The organism is Polaribacter sp. Hel1_33_96, from assembly GCF_002846595.1.
Classification (GTDB): Bacteria; Bacteroidota; Bacteroidia; order Flavobacteriales; family Flavobacteriaceae; genus Polaribacter.
The window spans coordinates 516,327-540,323 of record NZ_PJMV01000001.1; the positions used below are offsets into that span (position 1 = coordinate 516,327).

Here is a 23,997-nt window from a genome sequence, read left to right on the forward strand (position 1 = left end):
AATCAATTAAATGTTAATTGATTAGGTGTTTTGTTTGTGGAGACGCCGAGAATCGAACTCGGGTCCAAACAAGCAGCCAAAAAGCTTTCTACATATATAGTTCTTATTTAATTTTCGTCTAAAAGCTGATTAAGAACAATCCATTTTTAGCTTATCTTCTTTAGCTTCAAAAACTTGCCAAAGCTACAAGTTTTCTATGTTTATTTTTACGATGCCCAAAAATGAAGCGCCATAAACCAAGGCTTTTCATGGACATAAAGCTTGCACACCTTGTGTGCCGAGGCCAATCCTACTATATTTCGGATTAAGCAGCTAAAGCGTAGTTATCTTCGCCGTTTAAAAAGTTGAAATAAGTTTTACAAGAATAATTTCATTCCTTGATATGCTTACAAATTCACTGTCCTTGCTGTCAAAACCAGTCGTCCCCAAAATGTCAAAGATGTACTTCTAAAAAAAAATACAGATTGCAAAAGTATAAAAAAAATCAGTTGCTAATCTCTTTAAATTCTAATATCTTCGAGCAAATATTATACCACAATATATTATGAAGTTTGGCATTATTAAAGAACGTAAAAATCCACCAGATAGGAGAGTTGTTTTCTCTCCAGAAAAGTTAAAAGAGTTTCAAGAAAAATTTCCAGATTCGGAGATTAATGTTGAAAGTTCTGATATTCGAGTTTTTTCTGATGAAAGTTATGAGGAAATGGGTTTGAAAGTTACAAATGATGTTTCTGATTGTGATGTTTTATTTGGGGTAAAAGAAGTTCCTATTGAGGCTTTAATCGATAATAAAAAATATTTTTTCTTTAGCCATACCATTAAAAAACAACCTTATAATAGAAAGTTATTAGCAGCAATTTTAGAGAAAAATATTGAACTGTTTGATCATGAAACCATCATTAAAGAAAATGGTGCGCGTTTAATTGGTTTTGGACGTTATGCAGGAATCGTGGGTGCTTACAATGGTTTTAGAGCATTTGGATTAAAAAATGAAACATTTAATTTGCCAAAAGCAGCAACTTTAGACAGTCAAAAGGAACTAATAGCAACACTAAATAAAATCAACTTACCGAGCATTAAAATTCTTTTAACAGGAAACGGAAAAGTGGCATACGGTGCTAAAGAAATGTTAGATGGAATGCATATTAAACAAGTTTCTGTTGATGATTATTTAAATAATTCATTTGAAGAGCCTGTTTATTGCCTTGTAGATGTTTTAGATTATAACAAACGCAAGGACGGGGAAGTAATTAATAATTCTGATTTTTATAATCATCCAGAAAAATATGAATCAGATTTTATGTGTTTTGCAAAAGTAACTGATTTTTTTATTGCTGGTCATTTTTATGGCAATGGAGCACCCTATCTATTTACGAGAGAAGATGCAAAATCTAAAGATTTTAAAATAAAATTTGTGGCAGATATTTCTTGTGATGTAGATGGTCCCGTGGCTTCAACATTAAGAGCATCCACAATTGCAGAACCTATTTATGGTTACAACCCCGTAACTGAATCTGAGGTAGATTATAAAGATAAAGGCGCTATTGTAGTAATGGCAGTAGATAATTTACCTTGTGAATTACCCAAAGATGCCAGTGAAGGTTTTGGCGAACTATTTTTAGAAAATGTAATTCCTGCTTTTTTTAATAATGACAAAGATGGTATTTTAGAACGTGCTAAAATGACAGAGAACGGAAAGCTTACTAACCGTTTTTCATATTTACAGGATTATGTAGATGGAAAAGAATAATGTTACAAGATAAACAGTTTCTCATAGATTTAGCAAAGATGAAAATGCCTTTTGGTAAATATAAAGGTAGGTTTTTGATTGATTTACCGGAACATTATATTGTTTGGTATAAAACTAAGGGTTTTCCTGCGGGTAAATTAGGAAAGCAAATGGATTTAGTTTATGAGCTCCAATTAAACGGACTTGAGGATATTGTAAGGGAAATAAGAAGGAAATTTTAATTTTTTTATTTAACAACAACGCCATATGCAATATGCGCAATTCCTAAGATAGAAAGAGAAGAATACCAGTAGGCCGGTATTAACATGCATATAACTGCTAAAAGCAGACTTAAACCAGATAAAATTAACAGGTTTTTTCGTTCTTTATCCTTGAATAGAAATAGTAAAACTGCGTAAAGAAAGAGAAAAATAGGAGTGAGGTAGTCTATTAAACCAGCACTCAGCACTAGCATTAATAGTGTGAAAATAACTATAATGTAAAGGATATATTTTCGAGATGCAACTTTTGTTTCTCTATTCCAAAGCTTGTGTTGAAATTTTTTAGCACTTCTTTTTCCGCCAAAAAACAAGGCTAAGGACGAAAATAAAAAGACCAAAAGAACTAGGGCGATTATTAATGCTTCTATAATTTCTGGAGATAACGTTCCCATGGGATTATCATCAATTAAAAAACCGTCTAAAATAGTTTTTATTAAATATCCTACAATAAAAAAATAAGCTCCAATAAGAATGCTTGTAAAACCTTTTAAACAGAAATTAATTTGAAAAGTATTGTGCATATTTGAAGTATTTATTGGCTAATATACAAAAATGAATTCTGCGAAAAAATTCATTCTAAATGAACCGGAACAAATTAAATCCATTTTAGTGCTTTTATTAATTTTTACTAAACGGAATGTTTTTGAAGTTGTTTTATTATGATGGGTAAAATTAATTTTACCCTGAAATACAGATGCTATTTTCTCTATAAACAAAACGATACTTATAAATTATTAATCGTTTTTCTAATAGCGACTAAATTAGTTAAAAGACCTTCTAAATTGTCTAAATGCAGCATATTTGCACCATCACTTTTTGCATTTGCAGGATCGAAATGAGTTTCTATAAATAACCCGTCAACATTATTTACAATTCCTGCTCTGGCAATCGTTTCGATCATTTCTGGTCTTCCTCCAGTAACCCCAGCAGTTTGATTTGGTTGTTGCAAAGAATGTGTAACATCTAAAATTGTTGGAGCAAATTCACGCATTTCAGGAATTCCTCTAAAATCAACAATCATGTCTTGATAGCCAAACATAGTCCCTCTGTCCGTGATCCACGCTTTATTAGAACCCGCATCTTTTACTTTTTGTACAGCATGTTTCATTGCACCTGGACTCATAAACTGTCCTTTCTTTAGATTGACAACTTTTCCAGTTTTTGCGGCTGCAACGACTAAATCTGTTTGACGCACTAAAAAAGCAGGAATCTGCAAAACATCTGCATATTCCGCTGCTTTAATAGCATCAGAAACTTCATGAATATCTGTTACCGTTGGTACATTAAAAGTTTCTGAAACTTTGCGTAAAATTTTTAATGCTTTTTCGTCTCCAATTCCTGTAAAACTATCAATTCTGCTTCTGTTTGCTTTTTTAAAACTTCCTTTAAAAATAAAAGGGATGGCTAATTTATCAGTAATCGTAATTACTTTTTCAGCAATTCTTAAGGCCATTTCTTCACCTTCAATTGCGCAGGGTCCTGCTAAAAGAAAAAAGTTATTAGCGTTTGTGTGTTTTATATTTGGAATTTGAGATAAAATCATTTGTAAAAATTTTGCACAAAAATACATAAAAATTAGGTGTTATAATGCGATAGGTTTTAAGATTCTGAACTAAGAGCGGTAAGATGGGTATGTTGTTTTCTAAATAGTGTTTTGAGGATTGTTTTCTATTATATTGGTTATATTTATATTTTTAAAATGAAAATAAAATGAAAAAAATATCGATCGCTTTAGTGGCATTAGCATTTATAATTTCTTGTAACAGTTCAAAAAATGTCAGTGAACCAATTGTAAATTCTGTAAATACTAAAATAGTTAAAAGTGTATTTTTTATAGATTCAGTAACGGTTAAAAAACATTTATATACCCTTGCTTCTGATGATATGGAAGGTAGGAAAGCAGGAACCGTAGGTATTGAAAAAGCTGCAAAATATATAGAAAATGAGTTTAAGAGAATTGGTTTAACCACTTTTGAAAGTTTAGAAACCTATAGACAAACCTTCAACTTTAAACCTAGAAGTAGTAAAGAAGAAATTACGAGCGCCAATATTATAGGAGTTTTAGAAGGCAAAAGTAAAAAAGATGAATATGTAATTGTTTCTGCACATTATGATCATTTAGGAAATGAAGGAAAAGGAGAAGATAAAATTTACAATGGTGCCAATGATGATGCTTCTGGGGTTACAGGAGTTTTAGCATTGGCAGAATATTTTAAGAAAGTTGGTAATGAAAGAACAATTGTTTTTGTTGCTTTTACTGCTGAAGAAATGGGTTTAATTGGTTCTACTCATTTCGGGAAAGGTATTGATGCTAACAAATTTGTAGCAGGAATTAATTTAGAAATGATTGGTAAAGTACCAAGTTTTGGGCCAAATACAGCGTGGTTAACAGGTTTTGAACGTTCAGATTTTGGTAAGATTATTCAAAGGAATTTAAAAGGAACAGGTTACCAATTATTTCCTGATCCCTATAAAAATTTTAATTTATTTTTTAGATCAGACAATGCCTCTTTAGCCCGTCTCGGAGTGCCTTCTCATACTTTTTCTACAACTCCTATTGATGTAGATAAAGATTATCATAAAGCTTCTGATGAAGCAGAAACTTTAAATATGACCGTGATTACACAAACGATTCAGGCGGTTGCAAAAGGAACGGAAAGTATTATTAACGGAAAAGATACTCCTACAAGAGTAGTTTTAAACGAGAAAAAATAAGCTTTAAAACAAATATTAAAAATGAAGGTCCTTAACAAATTAATGTTGAGGACTTTCTTTTTCTAGAATACAATTTCCTAAAACTGATATCTAATAGCTAATGCTAAAGAAGAATTTAAACCATCATAATTTCCTGTAATACCAACTTCTGGTCTATAATCTAAAGAAATTAAAATAGGGGCATCAAAATTATATTCAATTCCAACTATTCCAGCACCAAATAAAGAAGAATATCCAGAATCAAAACCTGCACCAAAACCTGCATACCAGTTAAATTTATCTTCTAAATTCCAAACCCATTGATACAAACCTGTACCTTTAAAACTACTGAATTCGTCTCTTAAACCTAAGTTCACTTCTAAACGATTAGAGTTATCTAGTTTCTTTTGATAAGAAATATCAGCACCCAAACCATTTCCGCCACTAAATCTTAAACCAATTGCATTGTCTGAAATTTCTTGAGCGTTTGATGAAAATGTTGTAGCCAAAATAAAGCCAAATCCTAATAATATTTTTTTCATAATTTATTTTTTAAGTTAAAATCAATGCAAATTTAAAAATTAGCTTTTCTAAAAGAAACCAATACGTTTATAGTTTTGTTAAAATATTTTTCTAATTATTAAATACTTTAATTCTTACAGCTTCAGAATGACTGCTAAATTCTGGCGCATACATGCTTTGTATAGTTGTAATTCCGTTACTGAAATCGCCAGTACTGTTTACTCTTATATCATACTCAAAAACATAAATACCTTTTGGTAATTGATCAAAAAAGAAATTAGTTGCAGCATCTTTTGTGCTTTGATAATAGCCTAAATTGTCTTGCCATTTGTATTTTGATAACACATGTATTGGTTCAACACCAGAAGCTCTCATATCTTTCATACGTATAAATTCCATATTTCTATCACTTCTTAATTCAATTCGGACAGTAATCAAATCACCTACTTTCAACTTCGTATTTTTATCGATTTCTTTTAATTCTTTGCCAGCATCAGAATTTACTTTTAGGAATAATTTTTTATTGATTTTTAAAGGAGTTTCTGCAGAGGTAATTTTGTCTAAATCTTCAAAGTACTGCCAATACAAACCTCCCCAAGCAACTCCGGTTCCTCTTTTATTGATGGTGACTTCGGCCATATCGGGTTTAATTTGATCTCCATTCCAAGAAGTTTTAAAGTAACCTGTTCCAGCTTCTAGTTTTACAGCTGGCATTTCTGCAGTATTTATTTTTTGATTACCGACTTTAATATTTACCATTTCTGTAATGGAAAACCAATCATTGCCGTTCAATAAGATGGCATATATAGCTTCCGTAGTTGCTTTGGTGGTTTTCCAGTTGTTGGTTTGCTTATTTTTTAACAACCAAATTTTTAGATTATCTATGGTTTTTTTATCATTCTCGATTTCAGAAAAAGTTTCAATCATCAAAGCTTGCGTTTCCACAGGAGCTTGATAGTAGAGAAATCCAGCAGTATTTTCTTTCCAATACATTCCTAATTCATCTGAAGTAATAGAATTTTCTTTTAACGATTTTATAATTTTATTAGCAACTGCTTTTTCTTCATTTCTAAAAAGTGACAACGCGATTTGACCTTTGGCGTATAAATTAAATTCATTCCAATATTTTGTAGTTTGATTCTGATAATAATCAACTGCCGCTTGAGTTTTATCATCCAATGAAATATTCGCATAAAAACTTCGCATGTACAAATATTGAATTAAAAAATAATTTAAATTATTTTTTGATAAAAACTCTTTGTAAGCTATTTCTCCTTTCTTTTTTGTTTTTGAACTTTCTTTAATTTCTGAGGCTCTTTTTAATAGTTGTGTATATACCGCTAAAAATTCGCTGTCTAAATACTCAAGAGCTTTTTCAATGATGTTTGTAGTTGTTTTGTTAAAATCAGTAATTCCTAACTTTTGTAAATGGCTAAAACCTGTAACAATATGTTGCGTGATAAACTTACTTTCATATCGACCGCCTTTAAACCAAGGAAACCCGCCAGAATCCATTTGAATATCTTGCAATTTATGAATTGTTCTTTCTTGCTCATTTTTCATTTTTGATAGATCGAATAACATTGCAATTCGTTTCTTCTGTTCAGTTTCTGATGCTGCATCTCTTACCCAAGGGGTTTCTTGAATGATGATTGATTTTAATTCCTCATTTTTTTCTAAGCTAGATAGTAAAGCGTCAGAAGTTTTCCAAGCATCAAAAACTGCTTGAATTTTAGGATTGGAATTCGCTACAAAACTCGCTAGCGTATTTGCATAATACTTAGAAAACATTTGTTCTGAGCATGCATGCGGATATTCCATTAAATAGGGCAAAGATTGAATTGCATACCAAACAGGATTTGAGGACATTTCTAAGGTCAACTTATGATTCTTTAAAGTTGATGAAGTCTTTTTTTTCAACTTATCGAAGGTAAATGTTTTAGTTTGATTTGAGCGAACCCAAATAGGAAGTGTTTCTGTAACCAACATTTTGTTTGTTAAAATGGGCAATACATTTTGCTCGCCATCGGAAAAAGCACCCGAATTTGCAACAATTTTATATTGAACTGCTTGTACAGTTTCAGGAATTGAGATTTGCCAAGAAACATTTGTGTTTCCATCTTTATCAACAATAAAACTTTTGGTGGAATTTGTATTTTGAAATTCCATATCTATTTTTTTCCCAGAAATAGCATCTGTTAATAGGAGCTTCGCTATACCACTTAATTGATTGTTGGTTAAATTGGTGATTTTAGCACTCAATGTAATTGTATCTTTTTCACGCAAGAATCTTGGTACATTGGGAACCACCATTAATTCTTTTTGAGTGATTGTTTGCAATGTTTTTGATGACGATTTTAAATCAGTTGTATGCGCTAATAATTGTAATTTCCATCTTGTTAACGCCTCTGGCATCACAAAATAAAAACTTACTTTTCCATTTTTATCGGTTTTTAATTGAGGGAAAAAGAAAGCAGTTTCTTTAAAATTCTTTCGTATTTGTATCTTTTTTAAAGAAATTTTTTCTTTGGTATTATCTTCAATTTTCATGAAAGCTATTTCTTCAAGTTCTTCAACCTCTAGTCCATCTGCCATTTCAATTTCATCCGTTTTTCCTTTTTCGGAAATACCAGACATTCTTTTCATCATAAAATTCCTATTTCGTGCAAATCTAAAACCAAACCATTTATAGTTTTCGTTTGCGATTGATGGAAGTCCAAAATACTTTCTTTGATTATTTTGGATATTAAAACGAGTGTTTTTAAAACTAGTATTTGCTTTAGAAACATTGTAGGAGTAATAATTAGTTTTGGGAGTTATTGGGTTGAATTTCCAATTATGCGCTTTAAATTCATCTAAAGAAGCATCGTACATAGAAGCTAAAACTTCTGCTGTAAGTGCATCATTTTTGTCGTTTTTAACGGTAAAACTCCAAGTTTCTTTTTGTCCTGGTTGTAATTTGTCTCTAAAAATGTTGGTTTCAATTTCGATACTTTCCTGTTTTTCAGGAACACTAATTAGTACGTTTCCACTTTCAAAATAATTATAATTTACAAAGTGATATTTAATTGCAAATCCGCCAATATCTTCTTTATGCACAGAAACTTTAATTGTTGTTGTACAATTGTTTAGTTTGATGATTTGTGTATCTACAATTTTATGATCTTTCTCAATTTGAACAAAAACACTCATGTTTTTTGAAGCAGAACCAATTTGTAATTCTACTTCATCTCCAATCTCATAAAACGTTTTATTTGTATTGATAAAAAACAATTTGTTATCTGGAATTTTTTTCTCTTTTGATGAGAAGAGGGTAAACCTTTTTTCATCTTTTACTTCTTGGCCAAACTTATCTTTGCTATTTAAAACAACCATGTATTTTCCGGAAATCCAGTTTTTAGTATTTTTTAGAATAATTTCTTTAGAGATTGATGTGTCAAAGTTTATACTGAAAACTAGCTCTCCTTTTTTCCATTTATTTTCATCACTTTCATTACCTGTATAGGCGTCATGCGGAAATAAAGTTCTGAAGGTATTTTCTGAAATATCTTGATAATCAGGAGTAGGCCACGGTCTTTTTCTAAGAGGGTTTTTAGGTGATTTTAATTTATAAATTTTGATACTTCCTTTGGCTGTTACAAACTCATCATTTAAGTTTTTAGTATCAATTTTTAAAGCGGTCTCTTTTTTGTTTTTATCAATCTTATCTTGTGTATAAATAGTTGCGATTAAAGTGTGATACCCGACTTTTACAATAGTTGATGCACTTCTAGTCTCTCCATTAATATCTGTAACATTCGCTGTGATTTCGTAATTAAAAACGGGGAGATTTTCTTTTAAAACATTTTCATCAGGAATGGCTTTAAATTTTATTTCAAAATTTCCTGATGTATCTGTGCTACTTTCTCCGTTTGTAATTTCTTGAGTTTCACTTATAGGATTTGGTCTGTACCAAGAATACCAGTTTGGATATTGTGCTTTTCTATAAACCCTATATACCACTTTTGCATCTGTAATATTAGCACCTGAAAAAGTTTTTGCAAAACCTTTAATCGTAATAATATCGTTGATTTTAAAACTTTTTTCTGTAGGATTAAATTTAGTTTCAAATTTTGGCCTTTTGTATTCTTCGACAGAAAAGAAATACTTATCAAAGGTTAAGCCTAATTCTTCGGAATTTGTATTTTGTAGTTTTGAGGTTATTGAGTATTCACCCGTTAAGCCATTATTTGGAATTATAAATTCACCAGCAACAGATCCAAATTCGTTCAGCTTTAAATCTACTTTTTTGACTTCTTGATTATTTACATCTTTTAAAATAACTTCAACATATTCATTTTTAATAACTTCAGATTTGTTACCTTTTTTTTTAATTGCAATTGTTTTAAAATAGATCGTTTGGCCAGGTCTATAAATGCTTCTATCGGTAAAAATAAAGGATTTAACCAATGTAATTTCCTCGGTATGATGCTTCTTCTGATTACTTTGATTGTATAAATTATGATTTTCGAAATGGGCACTATCATCCTTCGTTGTTACTGAAATTAAAACATCTCTGTAATAATCTTTACTTTTAAAATAAGCAAACCCGTTTTTGTCTGTAATTAATTTTTTATCTATTGATACACCTTTTTGTTTATAAGTACTTTTAAGATATATGTTTGCATTTTTTATAGGTTCTCCTGTATTTCTGTGTACAATTTGATAATTATACTTTCCTTCAAAAGTATTTTCGACTAAACTTAAATTAGTTGCTTGAATATAAGAGACCCCAAACATAGAATTCTTTTTTAAATCTTGAGTTTCTGAAGCAAGAATTAAATAAATTCCATTGTCAAATTTTGGAACAATTACTTCTGTTGTGTGTTGTAAATAATCGTGTTCATTTCTTAATTGATGTTGCCAAGTTTTACTTTTTTCAAGCTTATTTAGAAAAGCTTTTTTCTCTTCTAATTTGTACAATTTATTAAATGTTAATTGTTGTTTTAGATTGATTTTATAGCTCGAAAAAAATAATGTATCAAGATTTTTATAAGTAATTAATACTCTCGAATTTTTTCCGATGGGTATATATGCTTCAGCTTTTATAAAAAGTGTTTTTTCTTCAATTTGAGATTTTAAAATACGACACTTTTTAGCTCCGAAACTGTTTGGATACTTATTGATTACTTCATTACAAATAACAATTACTTTTTCGTTTTTAAATCTATTTTTTTTGGTTTCAGATGTATTTAAGTTCGCTTGTTTTTTGAACAAATTCGCAATTTCAAAAGCATATAAACCTCTAGCGCTATGGTTTGTAATTTCTTTCTTAGAAGTTTGTAAAGTATTTAGTAGGATGGGTTCTTTTTCATTAAAATTTGAATGTTTGTATACAAAGTTTAATCTTTGGATATCAATTTCTGAAAGTGCATTTTTATTATTTTCTTTGAGGTGAAAATCAATAAGGTTTTGATATAGTTTAAGTGCGTTTAATTGCAAAGAGAGACTATCTTTTGAAGTTATGTTTAATTGAGAATAAGTATGTGCACCCTTTAAAAATGAAGCATTATTTATCACCAATTTATAAGACGGTTTTGTAATTGAATTTTCTGAAGATTTATAAAATTGTAAAGCATTATTCGCTAAAAAATCATAGAGTGTTGGTCTATAAATGCTAGATTCTTTATTGATTTGTAAAATATCAGCAAATTCTTCAATTTTAATATGCTGAAGTTGTTCCGGCTGCATCAAAGAAGTATCAAAATAAGTGTGAATTTCTTTAAATAAGGTATTTATATCCCAAGTTCTAAAATCAGCTGAGTCAATCTTGTATTCGACTTTTGTTCTATTATAGAATTTGTATAAATTCTCTTTAAAGTATTGCCAATATAGATTTGCTAAAATATTCTGTAAAATATTTTTTGTTGGGAATTTACTTATAGAAATTTGTTTTTTAAAGTTGTTTATAACTCTTAGCTTAGCATCTTCCTCTAGTTTTAAAGAAAATTTACTTTTATAAAAAAGAGATTTTATAATTTGGGGATTATTATTTTCTTTATCTGATTTTATAGAGATTTCTTGCACAATTTGTAATGCGGATTTTGGTAAACCATCTGCCTCAAATTGCTCAACTTTCAGCCAAAGGTCTTTAAAATCATTTTGTGCATTCATGATTAAAGTAAAGAAGATAATCATTAATAAAGTTGCTGTAATTTTTTTCATAATTAATAGATTTGTATTACCAAAATGCGCTTTCATCCGTTTGTAAAACGTGCTATATTTAGTAAATAGATCTTTTGAGTTCTTAAACCTAGTTTTTAATCGAGTTTCGTTCTAAAGATAATTAATATTGCAGAAAGCTTTTGTATTTTTACTTTTTATAATTCTTTTATATGAACATTCATTTTATTGCTATTGGAGGAAGTGCAATGCACAATTTAGCAATTGCTTTACACCAAAAAGGATACCAAGTTTCTGGAAGTGATGACGCAATTCATAATCCATCAAAATCTAGATTAGAGAAATACGGTTTACTTCCTAAAGAATTTGGATGGTTTCCAGAGAAGATTTCATCAGAGTTAGATGTTATTATTTTAGGCATGCATGCAAAGAAGGACAATCTAGAATTGTTAAAAGCCCAAGCATTAGGATTGAAAATTTATTCATATCCAGAATTTTTATATCAACAATCGAAAGATAAAACACGCGTTGTAATTGGTGGCTCTCACGGAAAAACTACGATTACTTCAATGATTTTACATGTATTAAATTATCACGATAAAAAAGTTGATTACATGGTTGGTGCGCAATTAGAAGGTTTTGAAACCATGGTTCATTTAACAGAAGAAAATGATTTTATTGTCTTGGAAGGGGATGAATACTTGAGTTCGCCAATTGACATGCGTCCGAAATTTCACTTGTATAAACCAAATATTGCTTTGTTAAGCGGTATTGCTTGGGATCATATCAATGTGTTTCCTACGTTTGAAAATTATGTAGAACAGTTTAGAATCTTTACAGATTCCATGATCAATGGAGGAAGTATGGTGTACAATATAGAAGATGAACAGGTAAAAGAGGTTGTTGAATCTTCAGAAAATCATATTAAAAAATATCCATATAAAACTCCAGATCATTTTATAGAAAACGGAATTACCTATCTAGAAACTTCAGAAGGAGATTTGCCTCTAGAAATTTTTGGTAAACATAACTTGCAAAATTTAGCAGGTGCGAAATGGGTCTGCCAGCACATGGGAATTGATGAAGATGATTTTTATGAGGCTATTGCAAGTTTTAACGGAGCAAGTAAGCGTTTGGAAAAGATTGTAGAAAGCCAGTCAACTGTAATTTTTAAGGATTTTGCACATTCACCAAGTAAAGTAGCAGCAACGACAAAGGCGGTAAAAGAACAATATTCTGAAAGAACAGTTTTAGCTTGTTTAGAATTACATACCTATTCTAGCTTAAATGCTGAATTTTTATCAGAATATAAAGGGGCATTAGATTTTGCGGATAAGGCGGTTGTTTTTTATTCTCCAGATGCTGTAAAAATTAAACAATTAGAAGAAGTTACGGAACAACAAATAGCGAGTGCTTTTGAAAGAGATGATTTGATTATTTATACAAATCCGAAAGAATTCAAACAGTTTTTATTGAAACAGGACTTAGAAAAATCTGCTGTGGTTTTAATGAGTTCTGGCAATTATGGAGGTCTAGATTTTGAAGAAGTTAAGCGTTTGGTTTAGGTTTTTTTAAAACCTAATTGAACTAGTTTTTCTTTATGCAAGTCATTATATGTTGTTCTTAGAATTAACCATTTTCTATGTTCTCTGTTCAACATAGATTTGTGAATCATATAATTTACTAATTCCTCTGGTAAATAATGTAGAAAAGCTGCTCTATTTAAATTACAATATAATGCGGGGAATACATATTGAGCAGTACTTACTTTTACAACAGCATCCCAATCTATATTTCCTGATTTTAATTCTCTTTCAATTTCTTTTCTATTTTTTGCTTCCAACGAAATAGTTAAACATTTTCTTATAAAAAAATAAAGCTTCTTTATAGGTCATTCTTAAATATTTTAGAAACAGTTTCTATCATTTCTGCATTATTAGAATACACAAGTTGGTAGCAATTTAAGTTTTCAAACCAATCTAAAAATATTTGAGCATTTTCTGTTATTGGAGAAAGCCAAGAATCGGGTACTAATTGCTGAAATGCATCAATTTTCGAAATTCTATTACAAACTAAGGTAGCATCTTTTTGGTACTTTATAAAAATCAAATCATTACAAGGTAAGTTTGCAAAGAAATCATCATTATTAGGTTTCAAATAACGGACAATTTTATGTAATCTTTTAAAATGATATTCAGCAGAACTTTCTAATTCAGGATACATAGGTAATAAAGTTTCTAAACTACTTTTTTTTATGGAAATAGCCGCAGGGAAACTGTACACTTTTTGTTTTTTTACATCTACAGGAACAAAATCGTCTGCTAAGCATGTGAAGCCATTTGCTTGCAAGATGGCTAAAGAAGTACTTTTTCCATTACCAGAATCACCTAGAAACAGTATTGCCTTCTTACCATCGCTAACTGCTGATGCGTGAAAAACCCCCATCCATTCTTTTTCTTCTTTTTGATGAATCTTTTGAATCAATTCCATTGAGAATTTTCCTTGGAAATAATGAAGATTCTCTGGGCTCCAAGAGCCAATAAATGTGTTATTTACATACAGAAAAATATAGTTGTGATTGATGAAAACCTCAAACTCATTTTGAAATTCAGTGACCTCCTCCATCACTAAATGAGCAAATTTTGGGTGTACGAAAGAAAGTTCTTTGTCGCTTAAAAATGAAATTTTGAAAATAATGTTGTTGATTTTATAATACTTTATAAACTCAAAATTTTTGGGTCTTTTAATATTTCTAAAATCATTTGCCATTTCAATGTTTTCAGACTGTTTTTCTGTAAAGAATTTTTTTTCAAGTTCTAAAATAAAATCTACAGATTTTTCTATAGGAATCTCCAATTCTTTTGAAAGAGTTTTAGCAATTTCATTAACTGGTATCCCGCTGTTTATTTTCTTTAAAATAGCAGCTGCAGTATTTTCTAAAACTACATATTCGTTTTTATCTTTAAACCAGGAAATGGTTTTTTCGTCAAAATATTTATAGAGTACTGTCGTTTCCTTCATACAGGATAAAAGTAGTTATTTTGTACTTATTCGCATAAAAAAATGATTTAAAATTCGAAGTATTTTTATAAATATTTTTTTAAAATCCAGTTCCTGGATCCCCAAGACTTGCTGCCTGAGCCTTTTGTGGATTTAAGATGAAGTATGTTCCCAATGCAGTTAAAGCTGCATATTTACTGTAATTACCTATTATTTTAATAGCATCTTTACGAGTAATTTCTTCGTTTTTAGTGTTTTTTTGATTTTTCATGTCTCATACAGGTCTTTATTAATATTGGATGCTTATTTTTTTGTTAATGGCGTCTGTTTGCGTTGTTAAATGAACAAGGTAAATGCCACTGTTAATATTTGATAATCTAATATTATTCAGACCATTTCCTTCAAACGAATTGTTTAAAACTTGCTGACCAAGTAGATTATATAATTTTATATTTATTTTTCCATGATACAAACCAACAATAGTTAAAGTTGCTCTGTTAGCTTGGAAAATACTTACATTTTCTAAAGCTAAATCTTGCACATTTAAAATTGATTTTTTAGAAGTATGTAAATAGAATCTACCTATTCCGCTTAAATCTTTTGTTAAAGAAATTTTGTGGTTATTATCTCCATCCAATCTTGTATATGTATTGTTTTCTTTATCTTCAAGATATACTTTTAGGTCTGGAGGTAAGTTAAGAATTTCAGCAGTAAAGTTAATTTCAAGACCTTTAGCGGCATTGACGCCAATAGGGATAATCATGTTCTCATAATCAAAATTTGGTAAAGACTGAATTGCGTAATTATTACCATTATTATCTGAAATTAATTGAGAATAAATGGCAAAGGAATTAGAAACTCCGCCAAATAATTTTCCATCATAACCGGTGTCAAAACCAGTACTCGTTTCAGCTATATAATATATTTCTGCAGTTCTGTTATTTTTACCATCTGTAAGATTTAATTTAATTTCCGGTTTTGAATCACTTTTTTGAAAGGTATCTATTGAATTATGACTTTGATTAGATTCTATAAAAGTTACTGGATTACTAGTTTTAGCTTCAACAAAAAAGCCTTGTCCTGGGGCAATCATAAAATCAGGGCTTGTCCCTGTAGTTTTTGTATCATATGAGGTTCCGTTCCAAATGTAAAAAGTTGATTCTAAATCTGAAGATTGTGTATTTAAGAAAGTCGAACTATTTATATAAGAAGTATAAGGATTACCAATCAAATTATAGTTATTCCCATTTGTGGCATTTTGCACAAGAGCAACGCTAGCATTTGTATCATCCGTTCTCAGCGCACCTGTAAAAGAAAGATTGCCTACTTCTTCCAACTGTATTGAATATCCTTTAGCATTTTCTAAATCACCAGTAGAATTATTAGTTTGATAAGACCATCCGCTCGTCTTAGACGTTTGAGAGTTGTCATAAGGGGCTATTCCTATACTTACATTATTAGAACTAGTTATAAAAGTATGATTAGATATTAAGTCAGTAATGGTTTCCCCATCAACAGGAGATGAAACAAGATACCATGAATCTGCAGTAGGTAAATTTCTATTGTAAGTAATATCTCCAGTAACTGTAGAAGTGCCCTCTGCTATTAAAGTTCCTCCTGACTCAATAGTAATACTACTTGCTGTTATTGAAGTTCCACTGAATACTGTTGGATAATTAGTTAAACCATTTGGAATAACAATATCATCAGACGCTTCTGGAATAGTTTCAATATTCCAGTTTGTAGCGTTTGTCCATGCATTATTCGTTGCTCCAGTCCATGCAATATAAGAGCCTAAATTAACAGCATTTGCTAAAGAATTGCAATCTGCATTATCTAGGGCATTTTCTCCCGCATAAAAGAAATCGTCTTCATTAAAGTTACCTGCATTCGCTATTTTACCATTTTTTCTTTTTGCATAACTATCTTTATAACTCCAAGTTCCAAAAAAAGAAGAGTCTGTAATTTCGCTTGGGTTACCAAATATGTCAATAATATTTCCATTAGGGTCCTCTACTCTAAAAGAATCATTGCCATTAATGGTGCCTAAACTAATTCCTATTTTGGTTTTACCAGGGAAAACAGCCTCAAAACTTGTTGTGTCAGTTTTTTTTATCAGATAAACAAATTGGTTTGTAATTGTACCTAAATCTGAAATGTTTTTTGATACCCAGTCTCCAGAGCTAGAATTAGGTCCATTTAATTCTACATCTAAATCATAACCTTGGAAATCAATTGTGCCACTCACATACAGTTCAATAAATCTTGGTAATGAGCCATTATCATCGCTTGTGCATGGGCTATCGGCTAATGTGCCGTCAACAATGGTTGTAATAACAACAGATTGTGCACAAATTTTGTGAAATGGTAGACATAGTGTTAAGGTAAGCGCAATTTTTAAAAAATTTTCTTTTTTCATAATAATTATAATACTTGATTATCCTACTCTTTGGATTTTCGGAATTTTCCCCGTTTTTTACAGTAGTTTCTAGCCTCTACTCTTTGAAAGGTTCAATTTTTATAAAATAATCTTTAACTAATAACAGATAAAGCCAACTACTAATTTATACTCAGATGTCTCCGGATATAGGTGATTTTCACTGCTCATAAAAGTTTGTATTTTTTTCAATTAATTTGAAAGTAAACAGATATGTTAGGATAAATATCAAACCTGATTTAGGTCATGTTTGATCCTTGTTTAGGTGAATTCTAGAGCAGCTTTGCGCTATTGTTTTAAGTAACTTGTAATGACTACTATAACGCAATAAATAGTTCTGATTCTTCAAGTTTTTAGCCTTCACTAATTTTTGGTATTCTGTAATTAAATACCTCACTTAACAAATTTTTTATCAAAGATAATTTGTTAAATAATTAAAAGCTAGCAGTAAACCGCTCTTAAAACTGCGGATTTCCGCAAAAAATAGTATATATCTATGCTGGTTAAACTTTAAAAATAATAAGTCAGTTTGGGAGATTAAGAATATCAATAACTCGTTACACAAAAAAGAAATTGTATTGTTTATATGAGCTCGTTTTATCTGCAATTTATTTATATCAAAAATAAATATTAAGAGAAATGTAAAGTATGATTTGTGGATTATATAATTTATGCAGTGTGCCTATTTGATAATAGTTTCGCGAATACCTGACCAGGTGAGGAGTGGCATTAGTGACATATTATAAAGCTCTTTTTAACTAGTAATGACCGTTCATACATAAAGGATGAAAACAAATTAAAAAAGAAGTTCATTTTATTAGAGGTTACTCAAAATAATGCTCGGAGTTATCAGAATGTATTGGTTTTTTTGTTACCGAAAGAACTAGATGCAATTAATTTTTACGCCAAAAGAAAGGTGTAAATAAAATGAGTACTGTAAACAACTCTAAACGTCCGATTAACATTAAAAAAGAACAAAACCATTTGGCACCAGCGGATAAATGAGCAAAATTATCTACCGGACTTACAGAACCTATAGCTGGGCCTATATTACCTAGAGACGATGCTGCAGCTCCAAGGGCAGATAAAAAATCTAATCCTAATAATGTAAGTGTAACTGAGGCCAAAATAAAAATAAGCATATAAATGATAAAGAAAGAAATAATGTTTAAAACAATGGTCTGATTTATAGGTTTACCATCATATCTTACAGGTATTATGGCATTTGGATGTACCGCTTTTTTAAACTCTAAAAAACTGTTTTTTAACATAATAATATGTCTTACTACTTTTACACCACCACTTGTAGATCCTGCGGAGCCTCCGGTAAAAAAGAGCGCAAAGAAAATACTAGTAGCAAAAAAGCTCCACATTGTAAAATCTGCCGTCACAAATCCTGTGGTAGTAACTACAGAGGTTACCATAAATAATGCATGTCTTATAGCACTTTCTGCTTCCCCAAAAACTTTTGGATGCGCAATTGTGGTCTGTAAATTTGGATCTTGAAAAAAGTAAATTAAAATAGTTACAATCGCCGAAATAGTAATAATTCCGAATAAATAATATTTAAACTCTTCACTTTGAAAAACTTTCTGAATTTTTCCTTTTAATGCAAAATAGGTTAATACAAAGTTAGTCCCTGCAATCAGCATAAAAAAGATAATGATATATTGTACAGATGGCAGATGGTTATAAAAAGCAACACTACTGTTTTTGGTAGAAAAACCGCCGGTACTAACCGTAGCCATTGCATGGTTTATAGCGTCAAACCATGTCATGCCTGCTACTTTTAATAAAAAAAATTCTGCAAAAGTTAATACTACATAAATTAGATACAAACGTTTTGCGGTGTCTGTAATTCTAGGATGTAATTTGTCTGCAGACGGTCCAGGAGCTTCCGCCATAAAAAGCTGCATGCCTCCAATTCCCAAAAGTGGAAGTATGGCAATGGTAAGAACAATAATTCCCATTCCTCCAATCCAATGAGTGGCACTTCTCCAAAAAAGAATTCCTTTTGGCATGGATTCTATATCTGTCAAAATAGAGGACCCAGTTGTTGAATATCCTGAAATGGTTTCGAAAAATGCATCAGAAATATTGGGGATTGCCCCAGATAATAAATAGGGTAGCATTCCTGTAAAGGAAAGAGTTAACCATCCTAAAGTAACAATTAAATACCCTTCTTTTTTTTGAATATTTGTGCTTGTAGGCTTGTTTATAAAGTAGAGAATTAGTCCAATAAATACCGTAATAATCCCTGCATTTAAAATTCCACTTGCTTGGCTTTCATCATTAAAATAACTAAAAGGGAAGGCAATAAACATAAACAATCCATTAATAATGGCTGTAATGCCTAAGAAGCGATAAATTATTTTAAAGTTAAGCGTTCCCATCTTAATTAAATAAATGCTCTACGGCTGTTATGGCCTCTGGTAAACAGAATACAATTACTTTGTCTCCATTTTGTATTTGCATATCACCATATGTCATTAATGCTTTTCCGTCTCTTATAATTCCACCAAAAACGGCTTCTTTTGGTACTCGTAAATCTTTGATTGGTTTTTTTGTAACTCTTGCATCCCGTTGCACTTCGAATTCAAAAACTTCAGCATCAATATTATGAAGATTGGCTAATTCTAGAATTTCACCTTTTCTAATGTGTTTAAAAATATTACTAGCTGCAATTAATTTTTTATTTATTAAAGATTGAATTCCTATCGTTTGAGAAATGTCGATATAATCCATATTTTCTACCAAAGCAATAGTCTTTTTTACTCCTTTAGATTTTGCCACCAAGCAAGACATAATATTGGTTTCAGAATTACCAGTAACGGCAATAAAGGCATCTGTTTCTCTAATGTTTTCTTCTTCTAATAATTCTAAATCTCTACCATCACCATTTATAACTAAAGTATTGGTCAAAGTTTCAGCAAGCATTTCTGCTTTTTCTCTATTTTTTTCAATTAACTTTACTTTAAAGTTGTCTTCACAAAGATTTCTTGCTGTTTTCTCGCCAATACTACTTCCACCAAGAATCATTACATTCTTAATATTGAATTGCTTTTTTCCTATTATAGGATACAAGTCTTTCATGCTATAATTGGGCACAGAAAAATAAACTTGATCGTCTAATTTGTATTCAGTATCTCCTCTAGGAATAATTGTTTGAGAAACATTTTCTCTTTTGATAGCGATTGTTATGAAATCTACATTCGTAAATTTTTCTGCGGCCTCTTTAACTGTTAAATCTACTAAGGGCGATTTGTAGGTAAGTGTTGTTCCCATCACATTAAACAAACCTCTCTCGAACGCAACAGTATCATTAAATGAAGATTGGTTCAAGAGCATTTTTATTTCATTAGCAGCTAATTCTTGGGGAGAAATCATAAAATCTAGTCCAAATTTTTTGAAGTCAACTTCACAATCATTTAAAAACTCTGGATTGTCTATTCTTGCAATGGTTTTTTTTGCTCCTAAAGATTTACCAATTACAGAAATTGTAAAATTGGTATTTTGACTATCGGTTACAGCAATTAATAAATCTGCAGAATCAATACCAATCTCTTTCAAAAGTTTTATGGACGTTGCATCTCCTTTTTTTGTAATTACATCTAAATGGTTATTTAAGTAGTTTAACTTTTCACCATCAAAATCTATAATATAAGTATCTTGAGATTCGTAAGATAGTAGTTTTGCTAAATGAAACCCTACATCTCCAGCACCCGCTATAATGATTTTCATATTTAAAATATAGAAATAAAATACAAATATATCATTAGTTTTGATTCCAACTAAAATAAAAGGCAGTTTTCAAGTTTCAGCTAAGATTCAAAAAAATAATTTTATTTGCTTTTTTTGGATAAAAAACGGATACTCCTCTTTTTTAAGATACTAGTGGTTTTAATTATATTCACAATTTCTGAAAACATTATTTTGTGCGAACTTAGCGTATTAGCTGATCCTCGTAGATTTTAAATATATATTTTTTGTAGGATATCAAGAAGAGTTTACGCAGAAATAATTTTAATGCATCGGTTATTAAGATTGTGCAAAAAGATACACTTGAAGTTCATATTAAGGACAGCTTTAAACCAATTGTAGTTAATTTCGATTTTTGTATTTTTATAAAAAAATGAAAAATGGAAAAGTTAACCATAAAATCTTGGGCGCTAGACGACCGGCCTAGAGAAAAGTTGTTGGCAAAAGGAAAAGCTTCACTTTCTGATGCAGAACTGATTGCTATACTTATAGGCTCTGGTAATAGACAAGAAAGTGCTGTGGCATTATCAAAAAGAATTCTACAATCTGTAGATGGAAATATAAATGAACTTGCAAAATTATCCGTAGAGAAACTTACTACCTTCAAAGGAATCGGAGAAGCGAAAGCAATTGCTATTATGACTGCGCTTGAATTAGGAAAAAGACGCCAACTAGAAATTGCCTTAGAAAAACCAAAAATAACGAGTAGTAAAGATGTTTTTTATTTGATGCAAACTATTATTGGTGATTTAGAACATGAGGAGTTTTGGGTACTTTTTTTGAATAACTCTAACAAGGTCTTATCAAAAAAACAAGTAAGTAAAGGTGGTTTAACAGCTACAATAGTTGATGTTAGATTGCTGTTCAAAAGAGCATTAGAATTAGCATCGGTTGCAATAATTGTTTGTCATAATCATCCTTCAGGAAAATTAGAGCCAAGCAATGCTGACAAACAACTTACTCAAAAAATTAAAGAAGCAGGAACAACTTTAGATATTAAACTCTTAGATCATTTAATAATTACCGAAAAAGCGTATTTTAGCTTTACCGATGAAAGCCTTTTGTAGTAATCAATATACAGGAACAATTATCCATAAAAAAAGTTTCTGTTAATTGAATTTAAGCGTTGTAAGTTAGACTTTTATTGCAAATGAAAACTCTCTAATTAAGAAATGATATTAATTTACACACATAAAATAACACCCAGAGTACGTTATATTTTTAAGCATATTTTTACAAGAGTTTTATTAATTTCCGTTGATTTTACTTCAAAAATTGAAGAATTTGTTGCTCATAACGGGCCAAAGTTATCATATACAAAAGCCTCTTTAGGAAATGAATTTTTTATAAAAAGTAATGATTTATTATTTGAACAAGGCGTAAGCGATTTAGATATCAATATACAGAAATGGGAAGATGTTCCTTGTTTTTTTGCAAACAACTTGAAAGAAGTAATTCCTTTTGATATTTTTGCAGCCAGTTTCTATTTAATTTCGAGATATGAGGAATACTTGCCTCATGTAAAAGATATCCATGGACGTTTTACGGCAGAAGAAAGTATGGCCTTTAAAAATAATTTTTTAGAAAAGCCTGTAGTAGATATTTGGGCATACAAATTTTTGCGAATTCTAAAGGAAAAATTCCCAGATTACAGTTACAAAACCAGAGAATATAACTACATTTCTACTATAGATATAGACAATGCTTTTGCATACAAGCATAAAAGTTTGGTGCGAACTATTGGAGGCTTTTTTAACGATTTACTAAAATTTAAATTGTTAGAAACTTGGAATCGATTTGCAGTTGTTTGGAAATTAAAAAGTGATCCTTTTGATACTTTTGATAAAATTTTAAGGCTTAAAAAGGAGTACAATGTAAAAACTGTTTTTTTCTTTTTAATTGGTGATTATTCAACTTTTGACACCAACGTTTCTGCGTCAAAAACAAAATATAAACTTCTGATAAAAGAAATGGTAGACTACGCAAGAGTAGGTTTGCATCCTTCTTATTTTACCATGAAGAATGTAGCACTTTTAAAGAAAGAAAAGGAACGGCTAGAAAACATTACAAATATGCCTGTAAGGAGTTCTAGACAGCATTATTTGCGTTTTTCTTTACCAGAAACCTATCAGCATTTAATAGATTTAGAAGTAGAAGAAGATTATTCTATGGGTTATGCCAGTAATGTTGGTTTTAGAGCAAGTACTTGTACACCTTTTTATTTTTATGATTTAGACTTTGAGATTCAAACACCTTTAAAAATATTTCCTTTCGCTTTAATGGATACTACTCTAAACGATTATATGAAATTAACGCCTAAACAATCTTTGGGGAGAATTAGAGATTTAAAGAATGAAGTAAAAGCTGTAAATGGAACTTTTATTACTTTGTTTCATAATGAAAGTTTAAGCAATTATTTGCGATGGAAAGGTTGGAAACGTTTGTATGAATCGATGTTAAAAATTGCCACTTCTTAGAATGATTCAATATATAAAAAGAAAAGATTTAGATATTTTAAAGTATGATGCTTGTATAGAGAATTCCGTACAAAGTAGAATTTATGGTTTTTCTTGGTATTTAGATATCGTTGCAGATCATTGGGATGTTTTGGTTTTGGATGACTATGAAGCTGTAATGCCAATTCCTTGGAAGTCTAAATATGGAATCAAATATGTATATCCACCTTTCTGGTTGTTAGAATTAGGTATATTCTCATTGGAAGAAAAGTTTGATATTCAGCTATTTCTTAAAAGGTTATTTGATGAGTTTAGATTTGTGGAATCAAGATTAAATACAGATAATAAATTTGATAGTCCTAAAGGGAATTCATTAGTCAGAGAAATGCAGGTTTTACGTTTGAATGAAGATCATGACTCCGTTTTTAAAAACTATAGAAAAGATAGAAGAAAGGATTTAGTAAAAGCAAACAAGTTAGGTCTAATGGAAAAATGGAATGACAATCCAGAAATCTTAATTACGCTTTTTAACAATAATGTAGGAAAAAGAACTCCTTTTATAGTTGAAAAAGATTATCAGAATTTATTAAGGTTGATAAAAGAATGCATTAAAAATAGTGTCGGTGATATTCTTTCTATTTATGATAATGAAAGCAATTTAGTTGCATCTGGTTTCTTTTTAAAACACAAGAATACAGTAACTATTTTAGTTTCATCTACAGATTTTAAGAATCGAAATAATGGTGCAAATACGTTCTTAATTGATAGGGCTATTTATAAATACGAAAAGAATTTTGGTGTATTTAATTTTGGAGGTTCTTCAATGAAATCTATTGCAAAATACTTTTTAAGTTTCGGTGCTAAAACAATTCCATACAAGCAAATAAAATACAATAATTTATCTTTTTTAGTGAAGTTATTTAAACGTTAGTATTTGAAAAAATATCAATCGTTTTT

The 23,997-nt window shown here is 30.2% G+C and carries 17 protein-coding genes and 1 other RNA gene; 7 read left to right on the forward strand and 11 right to left on the reverse strand.

The genetic code is table 11. From position 1 onward, the window contains the following. Window positions 1–34: 34 nt before the first annotated feature. Window positions 35–427: a transfer-messenger RNA gene (ssrA, locus tag ATE90_RS02340) on the reverse strand. A 117-nt stretch (window positions 428–544) separates the two neighbouring features. On the opposite strand from ssrA, the gene ATE90_RS02345 reads away from it, so the two are divergent. Both ATE90_RS02345 and ATE90_RS02350 read left to right on the forward strand, forming a co-directional pair. Beyond that, window positions 545–1,750 carry an NAD(P)-dependent oxidoreductase gene (locus ATE90_RS02345; RefSeq protein WP_036783491.1) on the forward strand — a complete coding sequence of 402 codons (1,206 nt, stop codon included), beginning with the start codon at window positions 545–547 and terminating at the stop codon, window positions 1,748–1,750. Next, window positions 1,750–1,971, forward strand: coding sequence for a DUF3820 family protein (locus tag ATE90_RS02350; protein ID WP_036783500.1), 222 nt, complete (start codon window positions 1,750–1,752; stop codon window positions 1,969–1,971). The genes ATE90_RS02345 and ATE90_RS02350 overlap by 1 nt, the downstream gene beginning before the upstream one ends. A 5-nt stretch (window positions 1,972–1,976) precedes the next feature. Here the strand turns inward: ATE90_RS02350 and ATE90_RS02355 are convergent, their stop codons facing one another. Together ATE90_RS02355 and kdsA are read right to left on the reverse strand one after the other, a co-directional pair. Next, window positions 1,977–2,531 carry a hypothetical protein gene (locus tag ATE90_RS02355; protein ID WP_101450727.1) on the reverse strand — a complete coding sequence of 185 codons (555 nt, stop codon included), beginning with the start codon at window positions 2,529–2,531 and terminating at the stop codon, window positions 1,977–1,979. Window positions 2,532–2,734: 203 nt separating this feature from the next. Next, window positions 2,735–3,553: a 3-deoxy-8-phosphooctulonate synthase gene (gene kdsA / locus ATE90_RS02360; RefSeq protein ID WP_036783511.1), complete on the reverse strand. Its 819-nt coding sequence runs from the start codon at window positions 3,551–3,553 to the stop codon at window positions 2,735–2,737. A gap of 167 nt (window positions 3,554–3,720) precedes the next feature. Here kdsA and ATE90_RS02365 point away from each other — a divergent pair, with 167 nt between their 5' ends. Continuing rightward, window positions 3,721–4,725 (forward strand): M28 family peptidase, encoded by a 1,005-nt coding sequence (locus ATE90_RS02365; RefSeq protein ID WP_036783517.1) that lies wholly within the window; start codon window positions 3,721–3,723, stop codon window positions 4,723–4,725. Between the two features lie 77 nt (window positions 4,726–4,802). On the opposite strand, the gene ATE90_RS02370 is transcribed toward ATE90_RS02365, so the two are convergent. Both ATE90_RS02370 and ATE90_RS02375 read right to left on the reverse strand, forming a co-directional pair. Beyond that, a complete protein-coding gene (locus ATE90_RS02370; protein ID WP_101450729.1) occupies window positions 4,803–5,246 on the reverse strand; it encodes a hypothetical protein in 444 nt (147 codons plus the stop codon). A 91-nt stretch (window positions 5,247–5,337) separates the two neighbouring features. Beyond that, on the reverse strand, window positions 5,338–11,430 hold the full coding sequence (locus tag ATE90_RS02375; RefSeq protein ID WP_101451503.1) for an alpha-2-macroglobulin family protein: 6,093 nt from the start codon (window positions 11,428–11,430) through the stop codon (window positions 5,338–5,340). A gap of 170 nt (window positions 11,431–11,600) precedes the next feature. Between ATE90_RS02375 and ATE90_RS02380 the strand changes: the two genes are divergently transcribed. Then, a complete protein-coding gene (locus ATE90_RS02380; protein WP_036783531.1) occupies window positions 11,601–12,953 on the forward strand; it encodes a UDP-N-acetylmuramate--L-alanine ligase in 1,353 nt (450 codons plus the stop codon). On the opposite strand, the gene ATE90_RS02385 is transcribed toward ATE90_RS02380, so the two are convergent. The 6 genes from ATE90_RS02385 to trkA all read right to left on the reverse strand — a co-directional run bounded on the left by ATE90_RS02385 (window position 12,950) and on the right by trkA (window position 20,566). Continuing rightward, complete coding sequence (locus tag ATE90_RS02385) at window positions 12,950–13,231, reverse strand: hypothetical protein (protein WP_036783539.1); 282 nt, start codon at window positions 13,229–13,231, stop codon at window positions 12,950–12,952. The two genes, ATE90_RS02380 and ATE90_RS02385, sit on opposite strands and share 4 nt — an antisense overlap. A 41-nt stretch (window positions 13,232–13,272) precedes the next feature. Next, window positions 13,273–14,409: a hypothetical protein gene (locus ATE90_RS02390; protein ID WP_101450731.1), complete on the reverse strand. Its 1,137-nt coding sequence runs from the start codon at window positions 14,407–14,409 to the stop codon at window positions 13,273–13,275. Between the two features lie 79 nt (window positions 14,410–14,488). Further along, entirely contained in the window at window positions 14,489–14,659 is a 171-nt protein-coding gene (locus ATE90_RS13510) for a hypothetical protein (protein WP_172824312.1), read from the reverse strand. An 18-nt stretch (window positions 14,660–14,677) separates the two neighbouring features. Next, window positions 14,678–16,807, reverse strand: a complete 2,130-nt coding sequence (locus tag ATE90_RS02395) for a T9SS type A sorting domain-containing protein (protein WP_036783544.1) — start codon at window positions 16,805–16,807, stop codon at window positions 14,678–14,680. Between the two features lie 911 nt (window positions 16,808–17,718). Next, complete coding sequence (locus tag ATE90_RS02400) at window positions 17,719–19,218, reverse strand: TrkH family potassium uptake protein (RefSeq protein WP_036783546.1); 1,500 nt, start codon at window positions 19,216–19,218, stop codon at window positions 17,719–17,721. A 1-nt stretch (window position 19,219) separates the two neighbouring features. Beyond that, window positions 19,220–20,566 carry a Trk system potassium transporter TrkA gene (gene trkA / locus ATE90_RS02405; RefSeq protein ID WP_036783548.1) on the reverse strand — a complete coding sequence of 449 codons (1,347 nt, stop codon included), beginning with the start codon at window positions 20,564–20,566 and terminating at the stop codon, window positions 19,220–19,222. A gap of 398 nt (window positions 20,567–20,964) precedes the next feature. Here trkA and radC point away from each other — a divergent pair, with 398 nt between their 5' ends. The 3 genes from radC (at window position 20,965) to ATE90_RS02420 (ending at window position 23,971) form a co-directional block, all read left to right on the forward strand. Beyond that, entirely contained in the window at window positions 20,965–21,651 is a 687-nt protein-coding gene (gene radC, locus ATE90_RS02410) for a RadC family protein (protein ID WP_036783550.1), read from the forward strand. A gap of 105 nt (window positions 21,652–21,756) precedes the next feature. Beyond that, window positions 21,757–23,061 carry a polysaccharide deacetylase family protein gene (locus ATE90_RS02415; RefSeq protein ID WP_101450733.1) on the forward strand — a complete coding sequence of 435 codons (1,305 nt, stop codon included), beginning with the start codon at window positions 21,757–21,759 and terminating at the stop codon, window positions 23,059–23,061. A gap of 1 nt (window position 23,062) precedes the next feature. Next, window positions 23,063–23,971 carry a hypothetical protein gene (locus ATE90_RS02420; RefSeq protein ID WP_036783554.1) on the forward strand — a complete coding sequence of 303 codons (909 nt, stop codon included), beginning with the start codon at window positions 23,063–23,065 and terminating at the stop codon, window positions 23,969–23,971. Window positions 23,972–23,997 lie beyond the last annotated feature (26 nt).